This is a genomic window from Pseudomonas sp. GW821-FHT05D12 (assembly GCF_059419825.1).
The window spans coordinates 197,925-214,730 of sequence record NZ_JBWKSN010000003.1; the positions used below are offsets into that span (position 1 = coordinate 197,925).

Below are 16,806 nucleotides of genomic sequence, written 5' to 3' on the forward strand. Positions count from 1 at the left end.
ATGTGTCAACGGTCAACCACGTTAGAGTTAGAGTAGGTCCATGGTGGCCATAGAATCAGCCATGCGGTAGCCCATCGCTTTGTAACCCGCCTGGCGCTTATCCCACATCCTCATCAGCGCGACATTACCCTCGTCAACGAAGTCGATCACTCGCACGTCGGCCTTATCGGCATGTGATCGATGCAACCGCCCCGCATATTGCTGAAGGATTCCCTTCCATGAGATGGGCATTGCCAGCACCAGCGTGTCCAACGGCGGATGATCGAAGCCTTCACCTACTAGTTTTCCTGTTGCCAACAGCACTCGTGGAGCATCAGGGGGAAGGGACTCAAGCTCATGCATACGGGAAATCCGCTGTTTCTTGGGCACTCGCCCATGAAGCGTGAAAAGGTTATGCACGCGCTGCTTCAATTCTAATTCAAGGGCATCCACATGTTCCGTCCGCTCCGTTAGCACTAGAATTTTTCTACCCTCGTTGTACGCCAGCTCAATCTCCGAGACGATTTTGGCTGTCCGCTCAGAGTCGTCGGCTAGACGCCGAAAAACGTCCTGAATCTTAAAGCCGTCGGGGACCACTATTGGTTTGGGCAGCAATCGAGGCACGACAGAGAGGTCATGGGGCGCACTCGGTGGTCGAGCAGCAGAATGTCGGATCGGTCCGCATTGCATAAAAATAATGGGCTGCTGTCCATCTCGGCGCACTGGGGTCGCTGTGAGTCCCAATAGGTACCGCGCGGTCGCGCTCCTCAGTAGTGCCTCGAATGACACTGCTGATAGGTGATGACACTCATCAACGATGATCTGGCCGTAGTTTTTTACCTGATCGCTGATCTCGCCTTTTCGCGATAGCGACTGCATGACGGCAATGTCGATGATGCCTGTAAGCTTCGCTTTTCCGCCCCCAAGAGTACCAACGACACCATTCCCGACTCCCAAGAACGCCTGCAAGCGCTCTTGCCACTGCCTTAACAGTTCCGTCCGATGCACAAGCACCAACGTGTTAATGCCACGTGCGGCAATCAACGCAGCAGCACTCACCGTTTTACCGAAAGCTGTCGGTGCGCAGAGGATACCGGTGTCATGACTTAGCATTGCGCTGACAGCAGCCTCTTGGTCAGAACGCAGGGTCCCGAGAAAGCTCACGTCGATGGGGTCGCCCGCGAAGCGTTCGTCTTTAAGAATAGGGGTAACCCCGTTTTCCTCTAAAAGCTCCAGCGCAGCATCCAAACAGCCACGTGGTAACGCAATATGTTTGGGGAAGTTCTGGGCACAACCGATAATCCTTGGCTTGTTCCACACTGACATGCGCATGGCCTGAGCTTTGTAGAACTCAGGATTTTGAAAGGCAGCGAGCCGGACAAGCTGGTTTGCCAATGGCTGTGGCAATTCCGACTTTTCAAAGTAAATTAAGTTAGCCTGCGTGATGTTGACAGCAGCAGGCAACGGGCATGTCAATTTACGTGATCTCGATTCACGATTTTTCCAAGGTTCTGCATCACCTTCGTCATCGACATAGGCGACCCCTAAAGGGTCCCGATTACCCATCGCCTGGATAATAACGGGCTGGATATCTTCTGGACTCATGCGCTGAATCGATGCCAGGAAGGCCCATTGATCAGGATGAGGCTCAAGCGAATCGTCTACAAAAACGCTATTGTTTTGGGCCCTGGCCCGCTTTTGTAAAGGGAGCGCTATGAGATTTCCAAAGCCGCCTTTGGGCATATAGTCCTGGTTTGGAAACAGTCGATCGTAGGAGCTGAGCGCCAACTGGCGGGTGCGCTCACAGGCATGACTGATGATTGCGGCACCGAGGCGGCGCGCATCGCAGGCAGGAACATTACGCTCAAAGAAAATCCAGCCATGAGCCCCTTGGCCTGAGCGCGATATTTCCAGCGCCACCGGGACGTTCAGCTCATGGCATGACTGCACAAAAGCTTTGGAATCATCTCGCCATTCGGCCTCATCGAAGTCGACTGCCAAAAAATAACAAGTGTCATCAGAGAGTAGGGGGTAGATACCAACGACCACTTCGCCCGCCAGATGGCGATAGACCACCTCATCGGTCAGCGGAAGCAGCTGGCGGTTACTGCAGTCGCCACATTTAATTCGGGGCTTCTCACAAACGCCAGGCCTCCATTCGTTTGCGCAAGCGGGTGCGTATCCTGATTTGCCTGCCTTGCTTTCCCAGCGGATGGGATAAACGTCCGTCCTACCACGAAACAAGCTTCGAAATAGGGCAAGCTTTCCATCAGTATCGAGTTGCTGTGATTGTTCTGCTTGGACAATCGCTATCTTGACTGGCTCAGCAGGCGGGCGCCATTCGATGCCATGAGCATCCAGCAAGGCAACCAATCTTGCATTCTCAGCCCTTAGCTTCGCCACCAGACTAGTGTCTATCACCGCCTTCAGCCTCTACGTCTCAGGTGAAGCCTGTAGCCTCGAGCTACAACCCTCAGTCCATCAGTAAAACATAGAGGTTATCAAACAACAGAGGTTAGGTTCAGGAGCTCAAGAGGTCCGCCCTAATCCCAATCAAATTGTTGGCTGGCTCAATCTGCCAGTTAGGGATACAGAGCGCGCAGTTGCTGGCATTCGGCTAACGTTGAAAATTCCAGGATTTTCCTAGGCGCAGAGTGATCAGGCTCGTGGTCAGCAGGTAGTAGTAGCGCGTCGATTTCGAGTTTGAGTTCATGTGGTGGTTCAAAAACCAAACGAGATGCTTTCTTTGCCATGTCCATGGATTATCTCGGTTCCAGCGTTCAGAAATGGCTGCTTGAATAGTCTTTGCCTGGCGGATGTGACGTTCTCGTGTGGCATGTGCTCCAGTCAGTGCCCCAGTCAAGAAGATCTCCATATCGAATGGTTTATTCATACCCGACCACCGATGTACGCCGATACCACGTCGATTCGACCGTGTCCCAGCTCATAGCTGATTTGTAAGCGTGCCTCTCGATCAAGGCATGGATCGAGGCGCCTGCCCCTGCCACCGTTGATGGGCGCTAGGTGATGGGTGATCTGCTCATAGCGTTCGCATGCATAAGCCGCGCGCAATTCGTGGAAGCTTTTGAGGTTGTGCGTATGGAGGATGTCTCGGGCGAGGCGTATGACACTTGGTTGGAAATCGAGGTAGCTCTCGTTCGGTGCCAGCAGGTTGCGGCTACCGTCGGGAGAGACCTGTTCGGCGTACCTGAGCGCTTCGCGAATATGGTCATCCACCCTGATCCACCGAGGCGCGGTTGCGCCGCCGCGGCCACCTTTGGTGCCATCCTGGATGTTGATCTTGTCGTAGTGTTCGGCTTCTCTTCGCAGGCGCGGAAGGTCGGCCAAGATGGCCTCGCGCAAGTGCATGCCGGTGGCTCGCGTCAGCTGGGCGATGGCCGCCGCACGCGGCATTTGGTGTTCGCAGAGCACGTCGACGATCCGCTTCACGTGTTCGCGGTCTTGGCCTTGCGGCACCGAGCGACGAACACTGTTCCGCCGCATTCCCAGCGTCTTGCTCGGACTCGGCACTTTCACATACTGATCACCGCGAAGTGCGGCCATGGTTCGGTTTACGCTGGACAACCGGTTTTGCGCGGTGGCGATGCTGATAGCGCCTTGTTCAACTTGGTGATGCAGATGGCCGGCGTAATCTAGTAAGGTCTTCCGATCAATTTGTCGCGCATCGTTAATCCCTGGTCCATCCTTCGACCGACACCAGCGTACAAACGCCTGCCAGCGATCGCTATGCGCTTTGACCGTGGCGAAGTGGCCACCTGCAAACAGATCCTTGAGCGCTTGCGGTCCGGCATAACTCAGTTGCCGGCCATAGCCAAAATTCCGCCCATCTCGTCTACCGACCAATCCCATGACCAAACTCCTCTCGAAGCCAAAACGTTGAAGCTTTTCCCCACGTCATCCCGCCAAGAATGTTGAGTGTTATCAGGGATCAAGGCCCCTGCGACCTGTGAGGGTTGTCCTCTAACGCAGGACTGGCGGCTCTTTACGACCGGGAGCTTGGGCATCTCATGATCTGACCTCCTGAACACTTCCAAAGAAGTGGGCGGGTGGAGGCTGCACTGGCCGACGAGACCGGCGCCGCGAGATCCTGAGTCGGGTGAAGGCAGTGAAGCGATGACCGGGGCGTGCCTGACTGTCAGTCAGGTGCAGTCCACTCCGTGGGCTGCGGCACCATCATCTGCATCGCTGTTGCTGGTGATTTCGGTGTTTGTCACGCCGATTGTCACGAGGGGGGATGCCGCAAAGCCTTGTACGATTTGGGCTGCAGCAGCGGTAGGAGCGCCCGTCTCTTTCCGGAAGAAAGAGACGGGCGCAGGTTGGCGCACGGAAATGGCCAAGTGGATAGGGTTGCTGCAGGGCAGCTATGAAAGGGGATGAGTTGCCGCAGTGGGCACACTGGTAAAAGTAGGCATCCATCACATCGCTGTGACCGTGCGAGCCGCCGGACGCTAATCGCACTTTGGGAGAACCACCACGGTGTGGCGTAGCCTTAAAGGTTCTGGCTACCTGGGTTGCTGTCAACGACAGCGCTTTGCCCGATCTTTTCTACGCCTGTGGATAATTCGGGTCAAGGCTCGAATTGTCGGGGTTTCTGCGGCTGTGGATGAAATTATTCACCGGTGGAAATCAGTGGTTTTCCACAGATAGTTGTGTGGGCTTTAGTTTTTTTAAGTGAGGTCCATCCAAACAGGGCGGCTTTGCAGCCCCGCTTGGATGGACCCGCGTGGACAAGCGGATCATCGAGCTTTCGAGAACGTACGCTTACTTTGCTGCGCCGCGATTGGCTTTTGGCCGTGTGACATTCGTGCAGAGTCGTGAGGAGTGACATCCTCCTGCTGATGGGTGACTGGGTATCGGCTCCACCAGTTCATGATCAGTCTCCGCTCGTCGAGTTGCGTGCGACTATGGAAGACTGAGTACAATCCCCGCACGTATGTCTTTTCTTCGACCTTTTGCAGCTACTTGAAGCAGGCTGATCATTTAGGAAGTCTTTTGATGTCACTCAATCCCCACACCCTTGAAGACCTGCCCTCGCTGGTTGAATCTGTCGAGCTCGAATGCAAGCTCGCTCAGGGGCAGGATGGGAAGGGAGAGTTGCCTAAGGATTTCTGGTTAACCTACTCCGCTTTTGCTAACACTCAGGGTGGGGTAGTACTGCTTGGCGTGCGCGAGAAGGATGGGCAGTTCAGCGTCGCAGGCCTATCAAATATCGAGAAAGTACGTACTGACCTGTTCAATACCCTCAACAATCCGGCCAAGGTCAGTGTCAATCTGCTGACTGACCGGGAGGTGGTCGTCAGAGAGCTGGAGGGCAAGCAGGTACTTGAAGTGAAAATCCCGGCGGCTTCGCGTAAGCAGAAGCCGGTATTTCTCAATGGTCAGCCGCTAGGTAACACTTATCGTCGATTACATGAGGGTGATCGGCGTTGCTCTGAGGAAGATGTTCGCCGCATGTTCGCAGAGCAAGTGGAGGACTGTCGGGACGAGCGGATTTTGCCGAATTACGACTTCGCGGACATTGATCCGGACAGTCTGCGTATCTACCGCCAGATGCTAAGCGACATAAAACCAAGCCATCCAGCGCTGGAGTACCAAGGGATTGAGTTTCTCCGACAGATAGGAGGTTGGCGTAAGGACCGCGCGAACGGAGTCGAAGGGCTGACTCTGGCAGGTTTACTCATGTTCGGACGCTGGCTTTCGATCCAAGAGAGTGTGCCGCATTACTTTGTGGACTATCAGGAGCGGCCGTACGCCAAAACAGAACTACGTTGGGTGGATAGGCTCGTCCCTGATGGAACCTGGTCAGGAAATCTGTTTGATTTCTACCGGCGGGTTTATCGCAAGTTGGTTGAGGACTTAAAGGTACCGTTCGCTCTCAAAGGTGATCAGCGCCAGGATGACACACCGGTACATGAAGCTCTGCGCGAGGCTTTGGTTAATACCTTGGTCCATGCTGACTATACCGGGCGGGTTTCCGTGTTAGTCGTGAAGCGTCCTGACTTGTTTGGTTTTCGCAATCCTGGCGGCTTACGTTTACCCCTTGAGCAGGTGTTGCAAGGTGGTACCAGCGATTGCCGGAACAGGCTAATGCACCAAATGTTTCTTCTTATCGGCCTTGGCGAGCGTGGTGGTTCTGGGGTTCCAAAAATCTACAGCGGGTGGCGCAGCCAGCATTGGCGACCGCCAGCCCTTTATGAAAAGCCCGAGCCCGAGCAAACCCTGCTTGAGCTTCGCATGTTGGACTTGCTTCCAGAAGGGGTGGTGGAGCAGTTACGAGAGCGATTTGGGGTTCGTTTCGAAAGCTTGGAACATACTGCTAGGTTGATTTTGGCCACAGCCGCGATTGAGCGGGTGGTCAGCCATAATCGTCTCCTTGAGATTTGTGATACTCATGCTCATGACTTGAGCCAACTGCTTGCACGGTTGGTACGCGAGGGATTCCTTGTGCCCGACGGGCGATCACGGGGCATGATTTATCACCTGCCGGGTGAGCAACTGCCTACGCCGGAGCAAGTGTTCGCAGGTCCGCTACAGAGCTCCGAACATTACGCCGGCAGCTCCGAACATAACGGGGCTAGCTCCGAACATAACGCAGGTAGCTCCGAACATAAGGTCGAGCTGGATATGCAGCGAAACGATGATGGCTGCCTGTTGAGCGATCATATTGACGCGCCGCTGATCGATGCTTTGGACAGGCTTGATGCAGGGTTTCGAGAAAAGCTCGAAATACTGGCTGAGGAGCCGCGCAATCGAGAGCGCATGCAAAAGGATCGTATGCAACAGGTGATTATCACCCTATGCAAGGAGCACTATCTGACGCTCAACGTTTTGGCTAATTTGGTAAAGCGCAGTCCAGATGCCCTCCGTCAGCAGTACTTGAATGGAATGGTGAAAAGCAGGCAGATTCAGTTGGCATTTCCGTCCAAGCCGACTCATGAAAGGCAGGCGTACAAAGCGTACATTAGTGGACAGGACGAGGAGTAGGCTAACGGCCTACTCCCTCAAGCGGCTTTTCGCCTTGAGCCGCGTGACGTTCGTCCCGGTCTGGTTTGCAAATTCGTGCGGGGTGACATGCTCGTGCCGGTTGGCCCCCAGATACCGGCTCCACCAGTTCATGATCAGCCTGCGCTCCTCAATGAACTCGGCCTTGTGGATGTAAGCGGCGCGGACGTTGTTCCGCTCTTTGTAGCTCATCTGCCGTTCAATGGCTGTCTCCGACCACAATCCTGACTCGATCAGTGCGCTGCAGGCCATCGAACGAAACCCATGCCCGCAGATTTCGGTTTTGGTGTCATAGCCCATTTTTCTGAGTGCGCTGTTCACCGTGTTTTCAGACATGGGTTTCCAGGGCTTGGCATCGCCTGCAAACACCAGGTCGAATTCGCCGGTGAGGACGTGGATCTGTTCAAGCAGAGTCACGGCTTGCGGTGATAAGGGTACAAGGTGGATGTCCCTGGCCATCTTTGTACCCCTTGTGGAAAAGGGTACTCCGTCCAATGCTGGACGAGTGTCCGGTATCTCCCAGGTGCCGCGTTTGAGGTCGAACTCGCCCCAGCGGGCGAAGCGGAGTTCGCTGGAGCGTACGAACACATGCAGCGAGAGCATGACCGTCAGCCGGGTAAGTGCGCGGCCTTTGTAGGTGTCGATCCGCTCCTGCAGTTCCGGCAGTCGCGATAAGGGTAGAGCGGGGCGATGTACCACCCGCGGGGCTTTGATCGAGCCTTCGAGGTCGTAAGCAGGGTTTGTGGTGATAAGCCGGAGGCGCTTTGCCTCGCGCATGATGCTCTGCAGGTAGTTTTGTACCCTTAAAGCAACGTCGATCGTTCCGCGCTTCTTGATCGCTTCCAAGGGCTGCATGAGGTCATGGGTGTCGAGGTCGACAATGGCGCGGGCGCCGATCAGCGGGAATACGTGGGTTTTGAGGCGGCTCATCACAGTCTTGGAGTGGCCTGGTGCCCACTTGGCCGACATTTCTGTGTGCCAGTCCAGCGCAACGCTTTCAAAGGTTCTGCCTTTGATCACGGCTTCCGCCTTGGCTTGGTGCTTGGTCTCTATGGGATCAATGCCATCCGCAAGCATTCGCTTGACCTCCAAGCGCTTGCGGCGCGCATCGGCGAGGCCAATGACGGGGTAGTTGCCGAACGAGGTCAGTCCTTCGCGTCCGTCAGGTTTGACGTAACGGAGCCGCCAGCCTTTGCGGCCATTGGGCTGGACTAGGAAGGTAGAGGCCATCGCCGTCGAAAAGCTTGTAGGCGCGGTCTGTAGGTTTTGCCAGGCGGCAAGCTGCGTCGGAGAGCGGAGCTGTGGTGCGCGACATAAGGGTACTCCCTTTTATCGAAGTGACCTGTATCCCAAACTCTACCCTTAAAACGGTTGGAATCCACCAGCTTCTGACGGAAACCGATGGAACCCAAAAACGAAAAAACCCGCCAGAAGGCGGGTTTTTCGGGGGTTTCAGAGATTTTGAAAGCCTTCTCTGGAACCTTGTATGGTGCCGGCACCAGGAGTCGAACCCGGGACCTACTGATTACAAGTCAGTTGCTCTACCAACTGAGCTATACCGGCGTGTTAGGGCGACGATTATAGCGATTGGAGGGGTTCTGTAAACCCCTGAATTCTGACTATTTTTGCGCAATTGCAGTTTTTTTGCCTGGCTGGTTATTTTGCCCGCTGGAATGGCTTCTGTTTGCACAGCCAGCAAGGAATTACCTCTGGCCCCGCACTGGAATTTAGTTATGGGGCCCGTCCTCGCCTAATGCTGCAAATCGATTGAAAACCCCTATGACAGGCGCGTTGATGGTCATTAAATTGACGACTTGCCGTTTGTCTAAAAAATAGCCAGCCATGGCATCAAAATAATGACACTTTTATGCGCTTGAAGCAGACTCCATGGACTAGGGCGACCAGAAAAAGACCTGCGGTAAGCAGTCGTATCAGCTGACCTTCTCACGTCTTTAAACTTCGCCGTGACGAGGAACGCGCTATGAGTTTTACCGATGGTCTTCTTGCCTTGCTTGGCAAAGATGTCAGTCGCGACGCCCGTGGGCTGAATGCGCGGCTGCATTTTTTCGGCAGCATCCCCGTGGATGATGGCACCCCGTTTCCCCCGCAGACTCCCAGCGCCAATGAGCATTGCCTGCCGGTGGACAAGGCCGAGCGGCGTCCGTGCGTGGTGGCGTTGGTGTCGGTCAATGGCGGCGTGGGGCGAAGCACCCTGGCCACGGCGTTGAGCAGCGGCTTGCAGCGCTTGGGTGAGTCAGTGGTGGCGGTGGATCTGGACCCCCAGGATGCATTGCGATTGCACTTCGGTGTCAGCCGAGCATCGCCCGGGATTGGCCGCGCCAGCCTGCGCAATGCGCGTTGGGAAACTCTCCAGCAGCCGGGTTTTGTCGGCAGTCGCGTGATCACCTTTGGCGACACCGATATCCGCCAGCAGGACGACCTCCAGCGCTGGCTCAAACATGAGCCGCAATGGCTGGCTCAGCGCCTGGCAGCCCTGGACCTGAGTGCCCGCGACACGGTGATCATCGATACCCCTGCCGGCAATAACGTCTATTTTCATCAAGCCTTGAGTGTCGCCGATGTGGTGTTGGTGATTACCCAGGCTGATGCCGCTTCCTTGGGCACCCTGGATCAACTCGATGCCTTGATGGCGCCGCACCTTGAGCGCGAGCGGCCACCGCATGTTCACTTTGTGATCAATCAGCTCGATGAGGACAATGCCTTCAGCCTGGATATGGTTGAGGCGTTCAGGCAGCGCCTCGGTACGAAGGAGCCATTGGAAGTGCATCACGATTTAGCGATCAGTGAGGCGCTGGCGTTTGGCACGGATCCCTTGGACAGCCAGGCGTTGAGCCTGGCGGGTGACGATATCGATGCGCTTTGCCGGCTGCTGATCGCACGCAGAAAATACCTGTGAATAGCGGTTTATACGCGTAACAGCAGATGCTTATGCACAATCGGTTGGACTGAGTTGTCACGAAACAGCCATTTTGTGGAGCCGTTCTCATCACGCCGCAACTGCCTGTTTTACGTGCGTTTTATTTTGTGAACAAAAAATGACCAGCGCGGCTTTCGGCCTGTAGCGCAGATGGCTACGGGCTCCGTAAAGAATTCATCAACAGAGTTATCCACAGGTTGGGGTGCGACAATTTCGCCCCTTAATCGCGCTCGGCGAGCACCATCAAGTTGCGCGGCGTCAGAGTCGGTTCGCAGAAGCTGCCTACTTCGACCGTGTAGCCGTTTTCACTCAGAAACAATGCCCGATCCAGCACCAGCCAGACTTCCAGCGGGCGCCGAAACAGACCACGTACCAATTCCAGGTTCCTGACCTCGGCCAGACGCCGCCACCCGTATGCCTCCAACGCCACCCAATCCTGCTCACCTGTGGATAACCCTTTGCGGCTTGCCAGCTCCCGGCAGTAGTCCGCGAAGGGTTTGTCCAGCCAACTGGCGGGCAGGGACGGCGTGGGCAGGTAGTCGTCGTGGCCTCGTAGCTCGCGTTGCAAGTGATCGAACCCCAGCCGTCGGGCCATGGACGTGTCCCGCTGCAAGCGCACGCGTTTGCCTGCGGTAACGGTTTCGCTCAGCGGCAGGCCAAGGTCATCGATCGACAGCTGCAGGCGCGATGCACGGCCTGCAGTGGACAGCGGTTGGTAGGTGTCGGCGCTGAAGCGGTTGTAGCAACACGGCGCCAGCGCCAGCTGTTTGCAGCCGGCGGCGCTGGCCAGGTGCAGCAGGCGCACATGCAGGTCGCCACAGGCGTGCAGGGCGACGGGCGTGTGTTCGGGGCCGATAGCCACGTCGGCCATCACATCTTGCAGGCGATGGGTGACCGGCAAACCGTGATGCTCGCTCAATGCTTGGCCGGCGGCGATCAGTGCCGGGTCGTATTCCAGGCAGGTCAATGTTTGGCCTGTTTGCAGCAGGCGACGACCCAGGTGGCCCTTGCCTGCACACCAGTCCAGCCAGTGCCGGGGTGTGTGTGCAAACGGCAGCGCAGCGCCGAAGGCTTCGATTTGTTCCCACTTGCGACCCGGCACGTCGACGTTCAAGCGCTGGCGGGCGGGGTGCAGGGGCTGCGTCGGCAACTTATCCACAGCGCTGAGTTGCAGGGCTTGCTCGGCGAGCTGTGGAAAAGGCGCAGGCGCGGCCAGGTCGTGGGGATGGTTGTGACTGGCGTCGGCATCGGCCAGCGAGCGTTGACGCAGCCACTGGGCGAGGTCGGGATGCCGGGTTTCCCAGGCTAGCTGGCGATGCGTGAAGGGGCGTGGTTTCCACAGCCCCTGGTGCTCGATCAGAAACGCATCCAACGCCGCAAAGCGTGCCTCAACGTCCCTGGCAAGCATCGACGCGCAGCCAGCGTTCGAGCAGCTTGAAGCCCCGTACCAGGATGTAGGCCATCAGCAGGTAGAACAGGCCGGCAGCGAAGAAGATTTCCACCGGCAGGTACGTGCGGGCAATGATGGTGCGTGCCATGCCGGTCAGTTCCAGCAGGGTCACGGTGCTGGCCAGGGCGCTGGCCTTGAGCATCAGGATCACTTCGTTGCTGTAGGCCGGCAGGCCGATGCGCGAGGCGCGGGGCAGGATGATGTAGAACAGCGTCTTCGGCTTGGACATGCCCAGGGCGCGCGCGGCTTCGATCTCGCCAGGTGGGATGGCCTGGATCGCGCCGCGCAGGATCTCGGCGATATAGGCGGCGGTGTGCAGGGTCATGGTCGCCGTGGCGCACCAGAACGGATCGCGCAGGTACGGCCACATGAAGCTGTTGCGCACCGCGTCGAACTGGGCCAGGCCGTAGTAGACCAGGAACAGCTGCACCAGCAGTGGCGTGCCACGGAAGAAGAAAATATAGGCGTAGGGCAGGGCGCTGACATACCAGCGGCGCGAGGAACGGGCGATCCCCAGGGGGATCGCCAGCAGCAGGCCGGCGATCACGGCAATGGCCACCAGCTCCAGGGTCAGGGTCGCGCCCTGGGCCAATTTTGGCAGCCACTTGATGATCACGGCCCAGTTCAGGCCCAGGTCGAAATGCGCCAGCCAGCTGTAGTCGCCGCTCATTGGGTGCTCCTTGCAAAGCCGCGGGCGGCGCGTTTTTCCAGGAAGTGCATGCCGGTCATGGCCAGGACGGTGAGGCCCAGGTACATGAAGGCGGCCACCATGAAGAAGGTGAATGGCTGCTTGGTCACGGTCACGCCGATCTGCGCGTGGCGCATGATTTCTTCAAGGCCGATCACCGACACCAGCGCGGTGTCCTTCATCAGGATCATGAACAGGTTGCCCAGGCCCGGCAAAGCGATGCGCCACATCTGCGGCATGATCAGGCGAGTGAAGATGCGAAACTTCGACAGCCCCAATGCCACACCGGCTTCGCGGTGGCCCTTGGGAATGGCGAGGATCGCGCCACGGAATACTTCTGTGGCGTAGGCACCAAAGCACAGGCCCAGGGCAATGACCCCGGCAGCAAAGGCACTTAAAGAAAGGTCGGGGTTGCCAAAGAACTCCCCCAGGGCACGCATCAGGTTGACCGTGCCGAAATAAATCAGCAGTACCCACAACAACTCGGGAATACCGCGAACGATGGTCGAGTAAGCACCGCCAAGCCATTGCAGCGGCTTGTACGGGGACGTCTTGGCCAAGGCGCCGGCGAGGCCGAGCACCAGCCCCAGGCACAGGGCCGTGAGCGCCAGTTTGACGGTCATCAGCGCGCCAGCGGCGAGCGCCGGGCCGAATCCGTAGAGATCGAAATTCATGGTGTTTTCATATCGCGGCAGGCATTGCTGAAAGCCGGCGCGCCCGAGGGGGCGCGCCGGTCAGGCCGTTCAGATCATTCGATGCTGAACGGGAAGTACTTGTCGTTGATCTTCTTGTAGGTGCCGTCAGCCTTGATCTCGGCCAGGGCTTTGTTCAGGCGCTCGCGCAGCGGGTCGCCCTTGCGTACGGCGATACCGATCTTGTCGCTTTCTACCACCGGGTCGCCCTTGAATTCATAGGCGGAACCGTCTTTGCTCTTGAGCCATTCGTACTGCACGTACTTGTCGGCGAGCATCCCGTCGAGGCGGCCGGACGTCAGGTCGAGGTAGGCGTTTTCCTGGGTGTCATAGAGCTTGGCGGTGGTTTCCGGCAGTTTGTCTTCCAGGTAGGTACCGGCCAACGTCGCGCGTTGTGCACCGATGACCTTGCCCTTCAGGTAAGCGGCGTCGGTCTTGAAGTCCGTCGTGGCTTTAGGGGCGATGAACTGCAGCTTGTTGGAGTAGTACGGGTCGGTGAAGTCGACGGCCTGCTTGCGCTCATCTGTGATCGACAGCGAGGACACCAGGAAGTCGAACTTCTTGGCGTTCAGGGCCGGGATGATGCCGTCCCAGTCGGACACATACACTTCGCACTTTTCGACTTTCATCTTGGCGCACAGGGCGTCGCCGATGTCTTTGTCGAAGCCGACCACGTTGCCGCTGGCGTCTTTATTGTTGAACGGCGGGTAGGCCGCTTCGATCCCCATTTTCAAGGTTTCTGCCATGGCCGTGGCGCTGAACGCCATCGAGACGGCCGCGGCCAGAAGGAATTTTTTATAGTTCTGCATGCATGTTGCTCCGTTAGCGGTTGCTGGACATGAATTGTTTGCAGCGCGCCGAAAGCGGGTTTTCAAATACCTGCTGTGGCGATCCTTGCTCTTCGACCAGGCCCTGGTGCAGGAACACCACTTCACTGGACACCTGGCGGGCGAAGCCCATCTCATGGGTGACCAGCAGCATGGTGCGGCCTTCTTCGGCCAGCGCGCGGATCACATTAAGTACTTCCTGGACCATTTCCGGGTCAAGCGCAGATGTAGGCTCATCGAACAGGATGACTTTGGGCTGCATCGCCAGGGTGCGCGCGATGGCCGCCCGTTGTTGCTGGCCGCCGGACAATTGCGCGGGGTAGGCGTGGCGCTTGTCGCTGATGCCGACCTTGGCCAGCAAGGCTTCGGCGACTTCGATCGCCTCGGCCTTGCTCTGGCCGAGCACACGGCGGGGTGCCTCGATGATGTTGTCGAGGATGCTCATGTGCGGCCACAGGTTAAAGTTTTGAAACACAAAACCGATTTCGCTGCGCAGGCGATTGATCTGCTTGCCGTCGGCGGCCATCAGCTCGCCGTTTTTCGCGGCCTTGAGCTTGAGCTCTTCGCCGGCGACCAGGATTTGGCCCTGGTGCGGGTTTTCCAGCAGGTTGATGCAACGCAGGAACGTGGACTTGCCGGAACCGGAGGAACCCAGGATCGAGATCACGTCGCCGTCGCGAGCGGTCAGCGAGATACCTTTAAGTACCTCCAGCTCACCATAGCGTTTATGCAAGTTGCGGATTTCAAGCGCGGGCGCGGCCTCGGCCATGTGCGGTCCTCATTGTGTTCATTGCGTTCCTGCTGTTGGGCCGCCTTCCTGGCGAGGCGCCAAGCTAGCATAGCGCCTTGATGGCAGCCAACAGCGCGGCCGGCGGTAAACAGGCGGTGTGCGGCAGGGTGTCGCATCGGCACAGCAGCGTGTCGCGCCATCAACAACCGAACAACCGTTTGAACCTGTAAAACCGCAGGCTTCGCGTAAAAAAGGGCGCGATGGTGCCAGCTTTGGGCGGGTGTTGGAAGGGTTAACCGGGCAAACGGTGCTTATCAGCCCTTTTATGGAGCGTCACGTACTTTTTTGTGTGTGTTTTTGGTGCGCTGGGTGGCCTTGGAAGTGAGTCGCACGGTAACGCTATAGCGGAATGCCATTGTTCTCAATGACTTGCGATTGCTGTTGAATCGTCCTACAGCCCGCGTCAATCGCGGCCTTGTAACATTTTGGCGCAAATCTTGCGTAAAAAATAAAGAACGCCCTGTTGGTTTCTTTTCACGAGAAAGATTTCAGGCCGGGCGGACCGTTTTCGCAATTCCTCGTAAAGGTGTGTCAATGAGTAGTACGCAAAGCTCCAATGACCTCGAACAGGGGCTCAAACCGCGTCACGTCACCATGCTGTCGATTGCCGGCGTCATCGGTGCCGGTTTGTTTGTCGGCTCCGGCCACGCGATTGCTGCCGCCGGCCCTGCTGTACTGCTGGCCTACGCCGCTGCGGGGACGCTGGTGGTATTGGTGATGCGCATGCTCGCCGAAATGGCCGTGGCCTCGCCTGACACCGGTTCGTTCTCCACCTACGCCGACCGCGCGATCGGCCATTGGGCCGGCTTCACCATCGGCTGGCTGTACTGGTGGTTCTGGGTATTGGTCATCCCCTTGGAGGCCAACGCCGCCGCGACCATCCTGCATGCATGGTTCCCGGATGTGGCCATCTGGGCCTTTACGCTGATCATCACTTTGCTGCTGACGGCGACCAACCTGTTCAGCGTGAAGAACTACGGTGAGTTCGAGTTCTGGTTTGCGTTGATTAAAGTCGTGGCGATCGTGGGCTTTGTGATCCTCGGCCTCGCGGCGATCTTCGGCTTCCTGCCGACCAGCCAGGTCAGCGGCGTTTCGCACCTGTTCGACACCCAAGGCTTTATGCCTAACGGCATGGGCGCTGTCCTGGCTGCGATCCTGACCACCATGTTCTCCTTCATGGGTACCGAGATCGTTACCATCGCCGCCGCCGAATCGAAGAACCCAGGCCAGCAAATCACCAAGGCCACCAACTCGGTCATCTGGCGGATTGGTTTGTTCTACCTGTTGTCGATCTTCATCGTGGTGTCGCTGGTGCCATGGAACGATCCGACCCTGGCTGCCGTAGGTTCCTACCAGACCGTGCTGGAGCGCATGGGCATCCCGAATGCCAAGCTGATCGTCGACCTGGTGGTCTTGGTCGCTGTGACCAGTTGCCTGAACTCGGCGCTGTACACCGCTTCGCGCATGCTGTTTTCGCTGGGTCGTCGCGGTGATGCACCGGCAGTCGCCAAGCGCACCAACAAGAGCGGCACGCCTTACTGGGCAGTGTTGCTGTCGACCGGCGCGGCGTTCCTGGCAGTGTTTGCCAACTACGTGGCCCCGGCGGCGGTGTTCGAGTTCCTGCTGGCCAGTTCCGGTGCCATCGCGTTGCTGGTGTACCTGGTGATTGCGGTATCGCAACTGCGCATGCGCCAGAAGCGCACGGCGGCGGGCGAGAAGATTGTGTTCAAGATGTGGCTGTTCCCAGGCCTGACCTACGCAGTGATGGTCTTCATCGTGGGCACGCTGACCATCATGCTGTTCCAGGAAGCGCACCGGGTCGAGATCATCGCGACCGGTATCCTCAGCTTGCTGGTGGTCGTGGCGGGGCTGTTTGTGTCGAGCCGTCGCAAGGCCCAGCGGGTAGGCGCTGCAGCACTTAGCTAGGTTGCACCAATGCCTGTAGGAGCCGGCTTGCCGGCGATGGCGTCTTCAAAGGCCCCATCGCCGGCAAGCCGGCTCCTACAGAGTCAGAGTTGGGTCAGTGCCTGCGAGGCCGCGAGGTAATCCGCCTGGAACTGCGGCGATTCGATCCACGCCAGCGCAGCCGCTTCATCATCGGTGTCCGTGGCCCACTGCCGATATTCGATCAGTGCCGCCAGGATGAAGTCGGTGGCTTCCTCTTCGCCTTCCTGCTCCAGCACCAGCGCCAGCAACGGGTGCGCCAGGAACACGGCACACAATGCCTGCTGGCTGATCTCGCCGGCTGTGCGCATCTCGACGAACAGTTCGGTCAAATCCACCGATTCAAGGTCAATGCGGCTGTCATCGCCGGCAAACGCATCCGGCTTGCTCGCGACGGCGCGCTGGGTACGGTTCTGCTTGGCCTTGGCCTTTGCCCGTTGGGCGCGTTTTTGCTGCTTGTTTGGCGAGGCCATGG

Annotated in this window: 12 protein-coding genes, 1 tRNA gene and 1 pseudogene; 3 read left to right on the top strand and 11 right to left on the bottom strand. The window is 57.7% G+C overall.

What is annotated here, in order from left to right; all coding sequences use genetic code 11:
• Positions 1 to 27: 27 nt before the first annotated feature.
• The 3 genes from AC07SI_RS06635 to AC07SI_RS06645 form a co-directional block, all read right to left on the bottom strand.
• Positions 28 to 2,400, bottom strand: coding sequence for a TOTE conflict system archaeo-eukaryotic primase domain-containing protein (locus AC07SI_RS06635; protein ID WP_495005417.1), 2,373 nt, complete (start codon positions 2,398 to 2,400; stop codon positions 28 to 30).
• 196 nt (positions 2,401 to 2,596) lie between these two features.
• Positions 2,597 to 2,872 (bottom strand): hypothetical protein, encoded by a 276-nt coding sequence (locus AC07SI_RS06640; protein WP_083221310.1) that lies wholly within the window; start codon positions 2,870 to 2,872, stop codon positions 2,597 to 2,599.
• Positions 2,869 to 3,849, bottom strand: coding sequence for an integrase domain-containing protein (locus AC07SI_RS06645; RefSeq protein ID WP_495005418.1), 981 nt, complete (start codon positions 3,847 to 3,849; stop codon positions 2,869 to 2,871). Before AC07SI_RS06645 ends, AC07SI_RS06640 begins: the two co-directional genes overlap by 4 nt.
• 1,146 nt (positions 3,850 to 4,995) lie before the next feature.
• On the opposite strand from AC07SI_RS06645, the gene AC07SI_RS06650 reads away from it, so the two are divergent.
• Positions 4,996 to 6,984, top strand: coding sequence for an RNA/DNA-binding domain-containing protein (locus tag AC07SI_RS06650; RefSeq protein ID WP_065899666.1), 1,989 nt, complete (start codon positions 4,996 to 4,998; stop codon positions 6,982 to 6,984).
• 9 nt (positions 6,985 to 6,993) lie between these two features.
• Here AC07SI_RS06650 and AC07SI_RS06655 read toward each other — a convergent pair.
• Together AC07SI_RS06655 and AC07SI_RS06660 are read right to left on the bottom strand one after the other, a co-directional pair.
• Positions 6,994 to 8,317: pseudogene (locus AC07SI_RS06655) on the bottom strand (tyrosine-type recombinase/integrase).
• A 172-nt stretch (positions 8,318 to 8,489) separates the two neighbouring features.
• Positions 8,490 to 8,565 (bottom strand) — tRNA-Thr (locus tag AC07SI_RS06660).
• 418 nt (positions 8,566 to 8,983) lie between these two features.
• On the opposite strand from AC07SI_RS06660, the gene bcsQ reads away from it, so the two are divergent.
• Positions 8,984 to 9,919: a cellulose biosynthesis protein BcsQ gene (gene bcsQ, locus AC07SI_RS06665; protein WP_495005419.1), complete on the top strand. Its 936-nt coding sequence runs from the start codon at positions 8,984 to 8,986 to the stop codon at positions 9,917 to 9,919.
• A gap of 241 nt (positions 9,920 to 10,160) precedes the next feature.
• Here bcsQ and AC07SI_RS06670 read toward each other — a convergent pair whose 3' ends face one another.
• The 5 genes from AC07SI_RS06670 to AC07SI_RS06690 all read right to left on the bottom strand — a co-directional run bounded on the left by AC07SI_RS06670 (position 10,161) and on the right by AC07SI_RS06690 (position 14,366).
• Positions 10,161 to 11,348 (bottom strand): methyltransferase, encoded by a 1,188-nt coding sequence (locus AC07SI_RS06670; protein ID WP_495005420.1) that lies wholly within the window; start codon positions 11,346 to 11,348, stop codon positions 10,161 to 10,163.
• A complete protein-coding gene (locus AC07SI_RS06675; protein WP_058422651.1) occupies positions 11,329 to 12,018 on the bottom strand; it encodes an ABC transporter permease in 690 nt (229 codons plus the stop codon). Before AC07SI_RS06675 ends, AC07SI_RS06670 begins: the two co-directional genes overlap by 20 nt.
• Before the next feature lie 38 nt (positions 12,019 to 12,056).
• Positions 12,057 to 12,752, bottom strand: coding sequence for an ABC transporter permease (locus tag AC07SI_RS06680; RefSeq protein ID WP_053253867.1), 696 nt, complete (start codon positions 12,750 to 12,752; stop codon positions 12,057 to 12,059).
• A 74-nt stretch (positions 12,753 to 12,826) separates the two neighbouring features.
• Positions 12,827 to 13,579 (bottom strand): ABC transporter substrate-binding protein, encoded by a 753-nt coding sequence (locus tag AC07SI_RS06685; RefSeq protein ID WP_065899767.1) that lies wholly within the window; start codon positions 13,577 to 13,579, stop codon positions 12,827 to 12,829.
• Between the two features lie 13 nt (positions 13,580 to 13,592).
• Complete coding sequence (locus AC07SI_RS06690) at positions 13,593 to 14,366, bottom strand: ABC transporter ATP-binding protein (protein WP_017138656.1); 774 nt, start codon at positions 14,364 to 14,366, stop codon at positions 13,593 to 13,595.
• A gap of 555 nt (positions 14,367 to 14,921) precedes the next feature.
• Here AC07SI_RS06690 and gabP point away from each other — a divergent pair.
• Entirely contained in the window at positions 14,922 to 16,313 is a 1,392-nt protein-coding gene (gene gabP, locus AC07SI_RS06695) for a GABA permease (protein ID WP_065899768.1), read from the top strand.
• 83 nt (positions 16,314 to 16,396) lie between these two features.
• On the opposite strand, the gene AC07SI_RS06700 is transcribed toward gabP, so the two are convergent.
• The gene (locus tag AC07SI_RS06700) at positions 16,397 to 16,804 is read right to left on the bottom strand and encodes a hypothetical protein (RefSeq protein ID WP_065899769.1); all 408 of its coding nucleotides are present in this window, start codon (positions 16,802 to 16,804) and stop codon (positions 16,397 to 16,399) included.
• Positions 16,805 to 16,806 lie beyond the last annotated feature (2 nt).